This is a genomic window from Peribacillus sp. FSL P2-0133, from assembly GCF_037975445.1.
GTDB classification, from domain to species: Bacteria; Bacillota; Bacilli; order Bacillales; family DSM-1321; genus Peribacillus; species Peribacillus simplex_E.
The window spans coordinates 4,545,731-4,560,751 of record NZ_CP150254.1 but is presented as its reverse complement, the minus strand read 5'-3'; the positions used below and the strand labels follow the sequence as shown (position 1 = coordinate 4,560,751).

The following is a 15,021-nucleotide window of genomic DNA, read 5'->3' as shown; positions in this document are numbered from 1 at the left end:
CTTTCTAACTAAGAGATTATTTCATCATAATGGCTTTTTTAGATACTGTATAATACATAATTGATTATGTAATAATAGATTTAAATCTATGTGAAAAGAGTGGAAAAATGGAAATATTACAGCTGCAGTACTTTCAAACCGTAGCACGGCTGGAACATATGACGAAGGCTGCGGAACAACTTCAGATTGCTCAGCCATCCCTCAGTAAAACCATATCCCGGCTTGAAGAGGATTTGGGAGTCGCACTGTTCGATAGGGAACACCGGAAAATCAAGCTCAATGCAGCCGGACGAATTTTCTTGAATCGTGTTGAACGCGCTTTTGCGGAACTGAATGAAGGGAGGCGCGAAATAGTGGAATTAACAGATCAAGACCAAAAGAACATCACCTTGGCCGTTACCATTCCCAGGGTCCTGCCTGATTTATTGGGTACATTTTTATCTCAATACCCGGACGTCCGTTTTCAACAATTCCTAAAATCCATATCATCCATGAAGCAGCTTCTAATAGAAGGAGAAATCGATTATTGCATATCATCCGTTCCGATTGAAGGCCCAGACTTAAAGTGGGAACCGCTGATCACCGAAGAAATATACTTGATCGTGCCCCCCGATCACCGGCTGGCAGGCATGGAAAGCATTACACTCCAAGAAGTGAAAGATGAACCATTCATCAGTATGAACACAGGCTTCGGGTTCCGCAGCCTCACCGACCAATTTTGCCTTGAAGCGGGATTCGTCCAGCATATCGCATTTGAAGGAGATGAACCTGCTGTCATCTCGGACCTTGTCAGGAAAGGGTTGGGAGTCGCCTTCGTATCAGAATTGACATGGCTCCATCAAACCGGGTCAATATCCCATAAAATCCGGATAACCGAACCTGCTTGTCAAAGAACAATAGGGCTGGCTGGTCAGAAAAACGCTACTTCACCCCAGTAGCCAAGCAATTTAGGTTATTTGTCATGGATTACTTCGCTGCCGCCAACTCCGCCAGACCAAAGAATGAATAAATGTGGTGAAGGTCGAAATAATCGGATGAAGACAGGAATGAATCGCCGTTAGGACGAATTAATGGGTGAAGGCATAAAAAGTATAATTTAATTATAGAGAACATAGTATTTTAGGAGGTTTTTCTTAAATAGATCGGGTTAAAAATGACCAATTCCGATCCTAGGAGATGAATGGAGATGGAAATACGGGTTAATCAAATTGAGTTGAATGGACACACGTTTCAATACCGGGAGAGCGGTGATGTTTCTGCACCGCCGCTAGTTGTTCTTCACGCGCTGGGTAAAAGTGCAGAGTCATGGGATCAAGTGGCTGCCGCATTAGGAGAAAATTATCGTGTATTAGCTTTAGATCAACGGGGACACGGTGGGAGTGCGAGAACTAATACATACACTTTCGAATTGATGTGCGATGATTTGCTTCAATTTGCGGATGCACTGAATTTGGGAAGATTTTCGCTAATAGGGCATTCCATGGGGGGAACAGTTTCCTATCTTTTCTCGCAAACCTTTCCTTCGAGGATAGATAGGTTGATTGTCGAAGATACGCCTCCACCTTTCTCGGATGAACCAGTTGAGGTTCCTTCCCAACCTTCTGGCCCTCTGCCGTTTGATTGGCAGGTTGTGCCTTCGATTCTACAGCAGCTTAATGAACCCGATCCCGAATGGTGGGCACGTCTTACCGATATTATGATGCCGACGCTTGTTATAGGGGGCGGGTCGAGCCATATACCCCAAAATAAATTGCAGGAAGTTTCCGAGCTTATTCCGAATTGCGAATTGGTGACGATAGAGGATGCAGGACACTTTGTGCATGAAGATAATTTATCAGCTTTCTTGGCTGCCGTAACAAGGTTTCTTTCCAAAGGGCCAGCGCATTAATGAGATAGGAGGGTTGCCGATGCAGCCCTCTTATTCCTGCTTAAATGTATGGTTTATTTTATAGACGGCATTTACCGATTTATTATTAATGATTTCCAGTAACTGTTCAGCCATATAGCCAGCGCTGTATTTAAAGCCGGTGTTGACCCATTCGATGATCATGCCTAATATCGCATATGCTTGGTAACTGGAGGCAAGTTCTGTATTGATTTTAGGGTTCGGCCGGTAATCTTCTAGGTCCTCCAATGGAAGTTTCTTTAATTCATTACAAATCCTTTCCAGTAATGTAGGCCATGCATTCGACTTTAGGATGAGGGTATAAATGTTTGCATAATTAGCTACATGTTCAAATATTTTGATCACTGAAGCCGTTAGTTCATTGATGGTGAAAGTTTCAACATTTTTATATGGTTCCCGGTAAGATATGATCAAATCGGCAATTACATCCTCCATGACCTCTTCAAGCAGTTCCTCTTTGTACTGATAGTGTTTGTAAAATGTACCCCGATTAAGGTCGGCGCGTTCTACAATGTCAGTAATCGATATTTCCCTGAAATCCTTGTGTTGCATTAATGATATGAGAGATTCCTTCAAGGCCAGTTTGGATTTCCTGATCCTCCTATCAATCCCAGTGTTATTATTGGACATTTTCTTCACCCTTTGTTCGTTATTGCCCTTTTAATGAACATAATGAACACTTTCTGTTCATTGTTCAACATCGAGGTCATCATTTGCTGATTGTATAAGCTTATTGAAACTAATTATACTATAAAGGAAGTTAGTTAATGAACATCTGTACAATAAGTATCACTTCACTAGAATGAATGGGGGAGTTCAAATGAAATTACAAGACAAAGTTGCAGTAGTGACAGGCGCAGCATCTGGCATGGGGAAACAAATTGCTATAGATTATGCTAGAGAAGGGGCTAAAGTCGTCGTATCGGATTTAAATCTTGATGGTGCGAACGAGACGGTAGAAGAAATAAAAGCGAATGGCGGAATGGCCTTTGCCATTAAAACGAACGTAGCGGATGAGGAAGATATTCAACATTTGATCGATACCTCGGTCAGTACGTATGGTACGGTGGATATTTTGGTGAATAACGCGGGCATCATGGATGGCATGGAACCTGCTGGAGACATTGAAGATTCTAGATGGGATCGGATTTTTGCCATTAACACGACAAGCGTCATGCGTTCGACTAGAAAGGTATTGCCAATCTTTTTAGAGAAACAAAAAGGGGTCATCATCAATATTGCTTCTGCTGGCGGTTTGTACGGTGCTCGAGCAGGCGCAGCATACACTGCCTCTAAGCACGCAGTGGTTGGGTTTACAAAAAACACGGGCTTCATGTATGCCAATAAAGGGATTCGCTGCAATGCAATAGCACCAGGCGGAGTTGAAACCAATATCGGTTCCAGCATGACGAATATCAATGAGTTCGGCATCTCTCGCCAACAATTGGGTATGGCCATCAATCCACGCAATGGAAAACCTGAGGAAATCGCTAAAGTGGCTTTGTTCCTTGCTTCAGACGATTCCAGTTTTGTAAATGGTACTGTCATCACGGCAGATGCTGGTTGGAGTGCATATTAAGCAGTAAATTAAAAAGAGGATGGTCAGAACTTGGGACTGATACATGCATTCCTGCTAGTAAGCAGGGATGCATTTTTTTTGAGTGGAGCCTTGGAGGGGGATTGTGGTTAGCCAACAATTTGCAAGAGGAAGGTTTCGACTTCATCGGGGAACATTTTCATTTCAATCGAAAGTGGATAAGCTGGGGCTGGATAGTTCAACTACTATCCAGTTTTTTAAAAAAAATTATGCTATCAATTGGATTTAAAAGATAAGTAGAACTCTGAAATCTTGGAAGCAAAATAGGTTCCCTGAAAAATCCACTTTCCCTATGAAATTGGATCATTGAGTGATCCATTAGTTTGCTGCGATTACTTCCATCTTCCACACAAACGATATATTAATTTGCGTGAGAATATTGAAGGACTTTCTGACGGACGTAATCAAGGTGCTTGTACATTTGACTGAATGCTTCATGTGGATCATGCGCTGCAAGTGCCGCATAGATGGCTTTATGATACTTTACAGTCAGTTCCCGTTCCCTGAATTGTATCAGGCTATTTATTTTATTATGGGTAATCAATAAGGAATCGATCATGCCTTCAATAATGGGATTGTTCGCACTTAAAGCAATGATCTTGTGGAATTCTTTATCGGCCTCTCCATAATCGTTGTCTTCACTATTGGCAATCGTATCAATCGTAACTTGCAGTTTCTCCAACTGTTCGTCTGTGATTTTCTCGGCAGCCATTGTTACCAGTCCCAACTCCAATGCCATTCGCGCTTCGATGATCGCTGGTAAATTATCCGTAGCCAGCGCCAGCATGACAGAGAAGGGATGTGTACCGATTTTATCGTTAAAAAAGGTTCCTTCACGCGTTTTCCGTGTAATGACTCCTAGTGTATCAAGTGCACTGAGTGCCTCCCGTAAAACAGGTCGGCTTACTTCAAGTTCTTTCATAAGTTCCATTTCAGGAGGCAGTTTGTCGCCCGCTTTCATTTGTCCGCTGACGAGCAGATGCACGATTTGATCCACGACTTGTTGTGAAAGAGTGTTGCGATGTACCGATTGTACGCCTAATTTCTTTGACGATTCTTCCATTGTGTAACCCCTTTTCTGTTAAATCCTATATGTATTTATACTGTAAGACTAATTATATAATATAATACACTTATTTGCATGTGAGGAAGAGAAGATCTATACCCCAAAAAAAGTAAAATGCGCCGCTCTAAAGAGAGAGACGCACGCATTGTTGGAAAAAATCATCTGACAAGGCAAGGTGATTTTGGATTGAACTCCCATCCGGAAATCAGGTATTGCATCGCCATTGAATCATCACGGGCACCAAGTCCTTTTTGTTTATAAAGCTGATGTGCCTTCTCGATTTGTTCCATATCCACTTCAATTCCAAGTCCGGGCTTGGATGGGACATCGACCATTCCACCGACAATTTTAAAAGGTTCTTTCGTCAAACGCTGCCCATCCTGCCAAATCCAGTGGGTATCGATCGCAGTGATTTTTCCTGGTGCGGCTGCAGCAACGTGTGTAAACATGGCAAGCGAAATGTCAAAGTGATTATTCGAGTGTGATCCCCATGTCAATCCCCAGTCGTTGCACATTTGAGCGACACGGACGGAGCCTTGCATCGTCCAAAAATGCGGATCGGCAAGAGGGATGTCCACGGATTGAAGTTGAATGGAGTGCCCCATTTGCCTCCAGTCCGTTGCAATCATATTAGTAGCGGTGGGAAGGCCCGTTGCGCGCCTGAATTCCGTCATGATTTCCCGGGCGGAAAAACCATTTTCCGCTCCGCATGGATCTTCCGCATAGGCTAAAACATGATGTTGATCCCGGCAAAGTTCAATCGCATCCTTAAGCAGCCAGCCGCCATTTGGGTCAAGGGTGATCCTGGCTTCAGGGAAGCGTTCCGCAAGTGCCGTCACCGCTTCGATTTCTTCTTCCCCGCGCAAAACTCCGCCTTTCAGTTTAAAATCATTGAATCCATAGCGAGAGTGGGCGGCTTCTGCCAAGCGGACAATCGATTCAGGTGTGAGCGCTTCCTCATGACGGAGGCGAATCCAGTCATCTGCCGCTTCAGGCTCGCTTAAATAACCAAGATCCGTTTTATTGCGGTCACCTACATAAAATAAGTAGCCCAGCATTTCCACCTTATCACGCTGCTGTCCTTCGCCGAGAAGGGCTGCAACTGGAACACCTAAATATTGGCCGACTAAATCTAGAAGTGCCGCTTCCAATGCTGTCACGGCATGAATGGCTATACGGAGATCGAACGTCTGAAGGCCTCGGCCTCCAGCATCCCGGTCCGCAAACTGCTTACGGATGGTATTCAGAATGTTGTTGTATGTCCCAATGGACTGGCCGACAACCAATTGTTTGGCATCCTCGAGTGTTTGGCGAATTTTTTCGCCTCCAGGAACTTCACCTACACCAGTATTACCCGCATTGTCTTTCAGAATGACAATGTTCCGTGTGAAATAAGGAGCATGGGCACCGCTCAAGTTCAGCAGCATGCCGTCATGGCCTGCAACTGGAATAACGCTCATTTCTGAAATTACCGGTGTGCCGATTTTTACATTATCCTTAAGCATTTGATTGTTCATAATTCTTCCCCCTACCAGAATATTTAGTTAACTATGATTTTAACTCTACACGTTTAATTTCACCAACAAGGAATAAATAGCTGCAAATCGCGACAAGAGCATTGGCACATACGAAGACTAGCGCCCCATTGAATGATCCTGTCGTGGCAATGATGTATCCGATGATAATCGGTGTTGTAATGCCTGCAATGTTACCGAATGTATTGAAAAGCCCGCCACTGACACCGGACATTTCCTTTGGTGAGGTATCGGCCACTACCGCCCAGCCGAGTGCCCCAAATCCTTTACCGAAAAATGCTAGGGCCATAACGAATATAACCACCCATTCCGTATCTACATAGTTTGCAGCTACCAAGCTCATCGATAGAAGCATCCCAACAACAATTGGCAATTTTCGAGCGACAGTCAATGAGAATCCCTTCCGTAACAAGAAATCCGAGAATGTCCCTCCGAGAATGCCGCCAAAAAACCCACAAATGGCTGGAAGGGAAGCGACGAGTCCAACTTCAAGAATGGTCATGCCTCTTTCTTGTACAAGGTACACAGGAAACCATGTAAGGAAAAAGTACGTTAACGTCGTAATGCAATATTGTCCGAGATAAACACCTAACAGCATACGGTTTGATAAAAGCTGCTTAATATTATTCCAGTTGACGCCCTTCTTTTCCTCGTTATTTGTAGTGGTTTGATCCATATTGATCAAAGCGCCGCCTGCTTCGATATATTCAAGTTCAGCTTTGCTGATGCGCGGATGTTCCTTTGGGCCATATATCGTTTTCATCCAGAAGAAAGCGACGATGATTCCTAAAGCGCCCATAAAGAAGAAGACGTATTCCCAACCAAATTTATACGTAATGTAACCCATAATTGGTGCAAAGAGAACGGTTGCAAAATACTGTGCTGAATTGAAAGTGGCAGCCGCGGTTCCGCGTTCATGGCTTGGGAACCAGGTAGCAACGATGCGGCTGTTGGCCGGGAAGGAAGGAGCCTCTGCCAATCCAACTAAAAAACGCAGTCCGAACAATACCATGACAGCCGTTCCGGCAGAACCGAGAAATCCGATAAATCCTTGTAAAAGCGTAAAGGTAGACCATAGCGTGATACTCCAAAAGTAAACTCTTTTTGAGCCAAAACGGTCCAAAAGCCATCCACCCGGAATTTGTCCAGCTACGTAAGACCATGCAAAAGCGGAGAAAACATAGCCCATCATGACTGAATCGAGACCAAGCTGACCAGACATGTCCGTACCTGCGATTGATAGCGTAGCACGATCTGCATAATTCAGAGCGGTAACCAAAAAGAGCATGAAGACAATGAACCATCGTGTCCGTGTTTTTTTCTGGGCATTTGGCAGTTTAGGAGATGCTTGAAAAACTTTTTCTTCAGCGTTCATATACTCACTTCCTTAAACGTATTTAATTATATTTTTTAGTTGATACCGCTTACAATGTTGGCCGATTCTCCCTTCGTGAAAATTCTAAATATTTAGTTTTGTCCAATGGTAAGACAAATAAAATTGTTTGTCAATGGCTTTTTTTATAAATCGTTTTTCATTTTTAGCACCTTAATTATCGTGTTTTTTTGTATATATTAGAAGCGAAATTATTGTGGGATGAGGTGATGGTTTGATTTTTCAGAAAATAAAAAAAATACGATTGACCAGACGGTATATTTGTCTTACAATAAAACAATAATACACAAGGAGGAATAGAAAATGAATAAAATTCGCAAGGCACCTAAAGGGATTCTCGGATTTCCCGTAGCACCATTTACAACGAGTAATAAGCTTGATGAACAAGCACTTGCTAGTAATATCCAATTTTTACTAGATGGGGGACTCGAGGCTATTTTCGTAGCATGTGCAGCAGCGGAATATCCATCGTTAAGTAAAGAGGAATATGAAGCGATGGTAGAGGTAGCCGTATCCGTTACGGCTGGAAAAGTCCCTGTATACACAGGGGTAGGCGGGAATATTCAAACTTCCCTGGAACTTGCCAGAATATCAGCGGATAGAGGGGCAGACGGATATTTAATATTACCTCCATATCTTGTTACTGGAGAACAGGCAGGTCTGGCGGCTTATTTCAAAGCTATCGCAGAGAGTACAGACTTAAATTCCATAGTATATCAGCGTGATAATGTTTCACTTTCAATTTCAACTTTGGAAGCGCTTGCTGAGGTCCCGCAGGTGGTCGGCGTCAAAGACGGTCTAGGCAATATGGAGTTGAATGGACTCCTTACACAAACGTTCGGAAAGCGTTTCGGCTGGCTGAACGGAATGCCGCTTGCGGAAGTTACCATGTCGGCCTACGTCCCACTTGGCTTTGACTCTTACTCATCCGCGATATCCAATTACATCCCGCACATCTCACGGAAATTCTATAATGGCATTTTGAGCGGAGATCAAGAAACGGTCAAAGAAATTTACCAACAGGTCATCATGCCAATCAACAATATTCGCCGTCAGCGAAAAGGGTATGCCGTTTCTCTCATTAAAGCAGGTATGGAGATTATGGGAATGCCGGTTGGGCAAACAGTCAGATTACCAATTCTTCCGGTGGAAAAAGAACATTATGCAGAAATGCAAACGATATTAGAGAATGCTTTAGATCGTTTTCCAAAAGAAACACCAATTCAATCAATCTAATAAGGGCGGGATTATATATGATAACTACAGTTCAAACAAAAACGTATCTTAACTATATTAATGGTGAATGGGTTACTTCCATTTCAAATGAAGTTGAAAAAAGTTTAAACCCGGCAGATAATCAGGCAATTGTCGGATTTGTACAGAAATCTGCCAAGGAAGATTTGAACCTGGCTGTGGAAGCGGCGAAAAAGGCGAAAGACAAATGGCGCAAACTAGCTGGTTCAGAGCGCGGGGAGTATCTATATAAAGTAGCGCATATTCTTGAAAAGCGGATTGATGAAATCGCAGAATGTGCAACACGGGAAATGGGTAAGACCTTTGCAGAAACAAAAGGGGAAACGGCACGCGGTATTGCGATCCTGAAATACTATGCAGGAGAAGGAATGCGTAAAGTGGGGGATGTCATTCCATCCACAGACAGTTCAGCGCTTATGTTCACGACGCGCGTCCCGCTTGGTGTAGTGGGCGTCATTACACCTTGGAATTTTCCAATCGCCATCCCGATTTGGAAGATGGCTCCTGCTCTCGTTTATGGGAATACGATTGTGGTGAAGCCAGCCACCGAGACGGCCATCACCTGTGCGAAGATCATGGAGTGTTTTGAAGAAGCAGGTTTACCGGCGGGTGTTATCAATATGGTCACAGGGCCGGGCAGTGTCATCGGGCAGGGCATCGCCGATCACGAAGATATAAACGGCATTACCTTTACCGGCTCGAACGGCGTTGGAAAAAGGATTGGACAAGCCGCGTTAGCACGCGGAGCGAAATACCAGCTTGAAATGGGCGGGAAAAACCCGGTAATCGTTGCAGCGGATGCGGATCTTAATCTGGCTGTAGAAGCAGTCATTACAGGCGCGTTTCGTTCGACGGGGCAAAAATGTACCGCGACAAGCCGTGTCATCGTTGCAGCTGGAGTTTATGAAGAGTTCAAGCAGTTGCTGGTGAAAGAAACGAAAGGCATTTCCATCGGGGATGGATTGGACAGCGGGACATGGATGGGACCATGCGCTAGCGAAAATCAATTAAAAACGGTTCTTTCCTATATCGAAAAAGGAGTCGAGGAAGGGGCTACACTTCTAACTGGCGGAAAGCGTGCTGAAGAAGGCACTCAGGCTAATGGCTTTTATGTAGAGCCTACGATTTTTGATAACTGCACGTCAGATATGACAATTGTAAAGGAAGAAATTTTTGGTCCGGTGATTGCTTTATTGAAAGCTGATTCAGTTGAAGAAGCCCTGCAACTTGCGAACAGCGTCGAATACGGCCTTAGCGCTTCGATTTTTACAGCCAATATCCAACATTTGCTTTCATTTGTTAACGATATGGAAGCGGGATTGATCAGGGTCAACGCTGAGAGCGCAGGCGTTGAACTGCAGGCACCATTTGGCGGCATGAAAAACTCCAGCTCCCACTCCAGGGAACAAGGAGAAGCAGCAAAAGAGTTTTTTACATCCATTAAAACGGTGTTTGTAAAATAATATAACGTGAATGCGATCAATAGATAACGTTTCGAATTAATGATTAGAGTACTTATGAGGTTAATAAATCTGGAAGGAAGTTAAATAATGAAATCGCACGGATCGCCAATTATTACAGATATGAAGGTTATTCCAGTAGCAGGCTATGATAGTGCGCTTCTCACACTAAGTGGCTGTCATGCTCCTTATTTTACTCGTAATATTGTTATTTTAGAAGATGAAACGGGGAATACAGGTATCGGTGAGATTCATGGCGGCGATGATATTACTAGAATGATAGAAAGTTATCGTCCATTTGTAGTAGGACAAGAGATTGCCGATTATAGAGGTTGTATTACTGCCATACGTAAAGGTGGTTTGAGTATAAAAGGTGACTCTGGTGAAGGGTTGCAAGGATTAAATTTAGCCAATTTGAAATTTGTTGTGCAAGCGGAAGCTGCTGTTGAATGCGCCATGATGGACTTACTTGGTAAATTTGTTAATAAACCAATTGCAGCATTACTTGGCGATGGAGGCATTCAACGGACAGAAGTTCCTTTCTTAGGCTATTTATTCTATATCGCGGATATGGAAAAACTCGATCTTAATTATTTACGTGAAACACAATTTAAGGATGATTGGGATCGCGTTAGACGAATTGAAACATTAACAGCTGAAGGAATTGTCGCTCAAGCAAAAGTAGCTAAAGATCGTTATGGATTTAAGAGTTTCAAATTAAAAGGTGGAGTGCTTCGTGGAGAAGAAGAAATGGAAGCGATTCAAGCTTTACATGAAGCATTCCCTGATTCAAGAATTAATCTTGATCCAAATGGTGCATGGTCATTGGAAGAAGCCATTAAGCTTTGCAAAGGTAAAGGAGATATACTTGCCTATATTGAAGATCCGTGTGGTCCTGAAGCGGGATTCTCTAGCCGTGAAATAATGGCTGAATTTAAGATTGCCACCGGTCTGCCTGTTGCCACAAATATGATTGCGACAAATTGGCGTCAATTCCATCATGCAGCAGCACTTAGAGCAGTCGATATTGTGTTAGCTGACCCTCATTTCTGGACATTGAATGGCAGTATCCGTATGGCGCATGTATTAAACGATTGGGGCTTAACATGGGGGTCGCATTCCAATAACCACTTTGATATTACCTTGGCGGCATTTACACAAGTAGCAGCTGCTGCGCCAGGAAATATTTCACCAATCGATACACACTATATTTGGCAAGATGGCCAAGAATTATGTGATGATCCATTACAAATTATAGATGGAATGATTAAACTGCCTGATAAACCAGGTTTAGGTGTAGAAATAAATATGGATAAAGTGATGAAAGCAAATGAATTATATCGCAGTCTGCCATATCATGATCGAGATGATTCAACTTCTATGCAGTATCTAATTAAAGAGTGGAAATATAACTCTAAGAAACCATGTATGGTGAGATAAACTTTTCGATTTAAATGAATGGTAATTACCATGAGTAAAAGAATGAATATCTCAATCTATTAAAGATGAAAATATTAACATTCTACTCATGGTAGTTGCTAAAAATACATGGATTGTAAGCCCTTACTTGATTACAATTCATTGAGAAAAAATAAAAGGTATTAAACTGAAACCATTTTTCTGAAATCAAGAAAAAAAGGAGGAAGCTTATGAACAGTAGCGGTGCTCAACGCATCAGCAATGAGACTGAACATCCTAAAAAAACCAATGTGCGTTTTACGATACTTGCAATGTTATTTATCGTGACCGTCATTAATTATATTGACCGTTCTGCTTTGGGTATAGCTGCTCCAGTAATGAAAGAAGACCTTGCTTTCGATGCAGTGAAATTAGGTGTTGCTTTTTCAGCCTTTAACTGGGCATATACTGCATTTAACATTCCAGGAGGTTGGTTACTAGATAGATATGGAGCACGTAAAGTTTATGGTGTTGCTTTATTATTATGGTCCACATTTACCTTTTTTCAAGGATTTATCAGCACCTTACTTGGATTATTCATTTTAAGATTCTTGGTTGGTATTACTGAAGCCCCATCTTTTCCAGGGAATAGCAGATTGACGACGATGTGGTTTCCACAACATGAACGCGGACGGGCGGTATCGATTTATAACTCTGCACAATATTTTGGATTAGCACTTTTCACGCCAGTCATGGCATGGATATTACAAGAGTTTGGCTGGCACGATGTTTTCTTTGTTGCAGGAGGATTAGGTATCTTTGTGGCCATTTTATGGTTTGCATTTGTACGTGAACCATACAACCATCCACGTGTAAATCAAGCAGAAATCGATTATATTAATTCAGGTGGCGGGTTAGCAAATAAAGAAGAAAAAAGAAAAGTGAACTGGTCTGATATCCGTCTTTTGTTGTCAAACAGACAAATGGTCGGAATTTATATTGGTCAGTATGCGCTGAATACAATTGTTTGGTTTTTCTTAACGTGGTTCCCTACATATCTCGTAACGGAGAAGGGTTTATCTCTAATTCAAACAGGTTTTGCAGCATCGGTACCTTATATAGGAGCATTTTTTGGAGGTATCGTTGGCGGGGTCATTTCCGACAGATTATTGAAAAAAGGAAAATCGCTCGCTGTTGCACGTAAAACACCGATCATCACTGGGTTTCTTTTATCCAGCACAATCGTATTAGCTAACTTCACTTCAAATATTTTTCTTCTTATCCTAATCATGTCCATTGCCTTTTTCGCGAAAGGTTTGGCAGGTCTTACATGGTCTCTTGTCGGTGATATGGCACCAAAAGAACTTATTGGTTTAACTGGCGGTATTTTTAATACCATTGGGAATATCGCAGGTATTGTAACACCACTTGTCATTGGCTTTATTTTAGCCAAAACAAATTCCTTTAGCGGTGCCCTGATCTTTGTTGCCAGTGTATTGTTCATAGGAGCTCTATCCTACATTTTCATAGTAAATAAACCTGAAAGAATCGTATTAATAGATAAAAATTAACAGAAGAAAAGAAAACGAACTTTTGAACGTACGTTTGAATGAAGTTCCCTAAAAGCATGAGGAATATAATTTAAGCCATTTTAAAATATATCTATATCAGACAATATGCTAGCTTTATTATATTGAAAGGGTTGGTAAAGTGGATACGAAAACGCAGCTGACAGAGGTACCGCTTTATATTAAGGTAAATGGGATGGACAATGTCGCCATCGTTGTTAATACGGGGGGCTTGGATCAAGGAACGGTTTTCCCATGTGGGCTTGAATTGAAAGAAAGAGTACCACAAGGCCACAAAGTGGCTTTAATGGATATAGTCGAGAATGAAGCCATCATGCGCTATGGGGAAGTTATCGGTTATGCGGCTGAATCAATCAGTAAGGGCTGTTGGATTGACGAGTCACTGGTGATGCTTCCGGCTTCTCCGGATTTAAAGGAATTGCCGGTAGCAAATGATATACCCAAAACTTTACCCCCGCTTGAAGGATATACATTTCAAGGATTCCGCAATGAAGATGGCAGTGTTGGAACCAAGAATATATTAGGGATTACAACAAGCGTTCAATGTGTAGTAGGCGTGCTGGATTTCGTCGTGAACCGGATAAAAAAAGAGCTTCTTCCGAAGTATCCCAATGTTGATGATGTTGTCGCCATAAATCACAACTATGGGTGCGGAGTCGCAATCAATGCACCTGAAGCGGTTATTCCCATTCGCACGATACAGAACCTTGCGAAACACCCGAATTTCGGCGGGGAAGCCTTGGTAGTTGGACTGGGGTGTGAAAAACTGTCTCCAATGAGGATAAATCCAAGCGGGGACGATTCAGATATCATTTCACTTCAGGATCAGCAGGGATTTGCGGGAATGGTCCAATCTATTATGGAAATGGCCGAGGAACGTTTAATCAAGTTGAACCGCAGGCAGCGGGAGACGTTTCCGGTTTCCGAATTGGTCATCGGCACGCAGTGTGGAGGAAGTGATGCATTTTCCGGTGTGACAGCTAACCCTGCAGTAGGATATGCTACAGATCTGTTAGTTAGGGCAGGGGCAACCGTTTTATTTTCTGAAGTCACAGAAGTGCGGGATGCGATTCATCTATTGACGCCCCGTGCAGTGAATGAAGAAGTAGGGAGAGCGTTAATAAAGGAAATGGATTGGTATGATAACTATCTTGCTTTAGGTGATGCCGATCGAAGTGCCAATCCGTCGCCAGGAAACAAAAAAGGCGGATTGGCCAATGTAGTGGAAAAATCATTAGGCTCCATTGCCAAATCCGGAGGCAGCCCCATTTCAGGCGTACTGGCTCCAGGTGAAAAAGCAACGGAAAAAGGGCTGATTTTTGCAGCTACACCAGCTAGTGACTTTGTTTGCGGAACGCTGCAGCTCGCTTCCGGCATGCACCTTCAAGTTTTTACAACTGGAAGGGGCACACCTTATAATCTGGCAATGGCTTCCGTCATCAAAGTATCTACACGAAATACATTGACCGAGCAATGGAAAGATCTGATTGATATAAATGCAGGAACTATCGCTACAGGTGAGGCAACCATAGAGGATGTCGGGTGGGAAATATTCCACCTCATTTTGGAAGTGGCCAGCGGTAAAAAGAAAACCTGGGCAGAGCATTGGGGCCTGTATAATGATTTGGCACTGTTCAACCCTGCGCCAATTACCTAATAATGATTTACTAAGAAGGACTTCCTTTTAAAAGGGGGCCTTTTTTTGTTGGACCGATTTTTAAAGCTGTCATTATTTTTCCTCCAGAAAAGAGGACCGCCTAACTTTTAGTTGAAGTTATTATGAAAGATTGGTTTCCATCATGACGAAAAAAGGGCGATACTGA

General features: G+C 42.8%; 11 protein-coding genes and 1 pseudogene. 8 read left to right on the top strand and 4 right to left on the bottom strand.

Going from position 1 to position 15,021, the window contains the following annotated elements:
• Positions 1 to 107: 107 nt before the first annotated feature.
• A pseudogene (locus MKY17_RS21925) lies at positions 108 to 1,009 on the top strand (LysR family transcriptional regulator).
• A gap of 177 nt (positions 1,010 to 1,186) precedes the next feature.
• A complete protein-coding gene (locus MKY17_RS21920; protein ID WP_098372456.1) occupies positions 1,187 to 1,888 on the top strand; it encodes an alpha/beta hydrolase in 702 nt (233 codons plus the stop codon).
• Between the two features lie 30 nt (positions 1,889 to 1,918).
• Here MKY17_RS21920 and MKY17_RS21915 read toward each other — a convergent pair whose 3' ends face one another.
• Positions 1,919 to 2,536 carry a TetR/AcrR family transcriptional regulator gene (locus tag MKY17_RS21915; RefSeq protein ID WP_098372455.1) on the bottom strand — a complete coding sequence of 206 codons (618 nt, stop codon included), beginning with the start codon at positions 2,534 to 2,536 and terminating at the stop codon, positions 1,919 to 1,921.
• 190 nt (positions 2,537 to 2,726) lie between these two features.
• On the opposite strand from MKY17_RS21915, the gene MKY17_RS21910 reads away from it, so the two are divergent.
• On the top strand, positions 2,727 to 3,485 hold the full coding sequence (locus tag MKY17_RS21910; protein ID WP_098372454.1) for an SDR family oxidoreductase: 759 nt from the start codon (positions 2,727 to 2,729) through the stop codon (positions 3,483 to 3,485).
• Between the two features lie 379 nt (positions 3,486 to 3,864).
• Here the strand turns inward: MKY17_RS21910 and MKY17_RS21905 are convergent, their stop codons facing one another.
• The 3 genes from MKY17_RS21905 to MKY17_RS21895 form a co-directional block, all read right to left on the bottom strand.
• Positions 3,865 to 4,566 carry a FadR/GntR family transcriptional regulator gene (locus tag MKY17_RS21905; RefSeq protein ID WP_063232459.1) on the bottom strand — a complete coding sequence of 234 codons (702 nt, stop codon included), beginning with the start codon at positions 4,564 to 4,566 and terminating at the stop codon, positions 3,865 to 3,867.
• Positions 4,567 to 4,727: 161 nt separating this feature from the next.
• The gene (gene gudD, locus MKY17_RS21900; RefSeq protein WP_179891116.1) at positions 4,728 to 6,086 is read right to left on the bottom strand and encodes a glucarate dehydratase; all 1,359 of its coding nucleotides are present in this window, start codon (positions 6,084 to 6,086) and stop codon (positions 4,728 to 4,730) included.
• 31 nt (positions 6,087 to 6,117) lie between these two features.
• Positions 6,118 to 7,479 (bottom strand): MFS transporter, encoded by a 1,362-nt coding sequence (locus tag MKY17_RS21895; protein WP_098372453.1) that lies wholly within the window; start codon positions 7,477 to 7,479, stop codon positions 6,118 to 6,120.
• 321 nt (positions 7,480 to 7,800) lie between these two features.
• Here MKY17_RS21895 and kdgD point away from each other — a divergent pair, with 321 nt between their 5' ends.
• The 5 genes from kdgD to garD all read left to right on the top strand — a co-directional run bounded on the left by kdgD (position 7,801) and on the right by garD (position 14,855).
• Positions 7,801 to 8,733, top strand: coding sequence for a 5-dehydro-4-deoxyglucarate dehydratase (kdgD, locus tag MKY17_RS21890; protein WP_098372452.1), 933 nt, complete (start codon positions 7,801 to 7,803; stop codon positions 8,731 to 8,733).
• A gap of 17 nt (positions 8,734 to 8,750) precedes the next feature.
• Positions 8,751 to 10,214, top strand: coding sequence for an alpha-ketoglutaric semialdehyde dehydrogenase GucD (gucD, locus tag MKY17_RS21885; protein ID WP_098372451.1), 1,464 nt, complete (start codon positions 8,751 to 8,753; stop codon positions 10,212 to 10,214).
• An 87-nt stretch (positions 10,215 to 10,301) separates the two neighbouring features.
• Positions 10,302 to 11,651 (top strand): glucarate dehydratase family protein, encoded by a 1,350-nt coding sequence (locus MKY17_RS21880; RefSeq protein ID WP_339200669.1) that lies wholly within the window; start codon positions 10,302 to 10,304, stop codon positions 11,649 to 11,651.
• A 209-nt stretch (positions 11,652 to 11,860) separates the two neighbouring features.
• Complete coding sequence (locus MKY17_RS21875) at positions 11,861 to 13,180, top strand: MFS transporter (RefSeq protein WP_339200668.1); 1,320 nt, start codon at positions 11,861 to 11,863, stop codon at positions 13,178 to 13,180.
• A gap of 139 nt (positions 13,181 to 13,319) precedes the next feature.
• Positions 13,320 to 14,855 carry a galactarate dehydratase gene (gene garD / locus MKY17_RS21870; RefSeq protein WP_339200666.1) on the top strand — a complete coding sequence of 512 codons (1,536 nt, stop codon included), beginning with the start codon at positions 13,320 to 13,322 and terminating at the stop codon, positions 14,853 to 14,855.
• Positions 14,856 to 15,021: the final 166 nt, after the last annotated feature.

Bases quoted from the DNA above. Each gene is read 5' to 3' on its own strand.
- MKY17_RS21895 (WP_098372453.1), bottom strand. From the start codon at position 7,479: ATGAACGCTGAAGAAAAAGTTTTTCAAGCATCTCCTAAACTGCCAAAT.
- MKY17_RS21875 (WP_339200668.1), top strand. From the start codon at position 11,861: ATGAACAGTAGCGGTGCTCAACGCATCAGCAATGAGACTGAACATCCT.
- MKY17_RS21905 (WP_063232459.1), bottom strand. From the start codon at position 4,566: ATGGAAGAATCGTCAAAGAAATTAGGCGTACAATCGGTACATCGCAAC.
- kdgD (WP_098372452.1), top strand. From the start codon at position 7,801: ATGAATAAAATTCGCAAGGCACCTAAAGGGATTCTCGGATTTCCCGTA.
- MKY17_RS21915 (WP_098372455.1), bottom strand. From the start codon at position 2,536: ATGTCCAATAATAACACTGGGATTGATAGGAGGATCAGGAAATCCAAA.
- MKY17_RS21920 (WP_098372456.1), top strand. From the start codon at position 1,187: ATGGAAATACGGGTTAATCAAATTGAGTTGAATGGACACACGTTTCAA.
- MKY17_RS21910 (WP_098372454.1), top strand. From the start codon at position 2,727: ATGAAATTACAAGACAAAGTTGCAGTAGTGACAGGCGCAGCATCTGGC.
- MKY17_RS21880 (WP_339200669.1), top strand. From the start codon at position 10,302: ATGAAATCGCACGGATCGCCAATTATTACAGATATGAAGGTTATTCCA.
- gucD (WP_098372451.1), top strand. From the start codon at position 8,751: ATGATAACTACAGTTCAAACAAAAACGTATCTTAACTATATTAATGGT.
- gudD (WP_179891116.1), bottom strand. From the start codon at position 6,086: ATGAACAATCAAATGCTTAAGGATAATGTAAAAATCGGCACACCGGTA.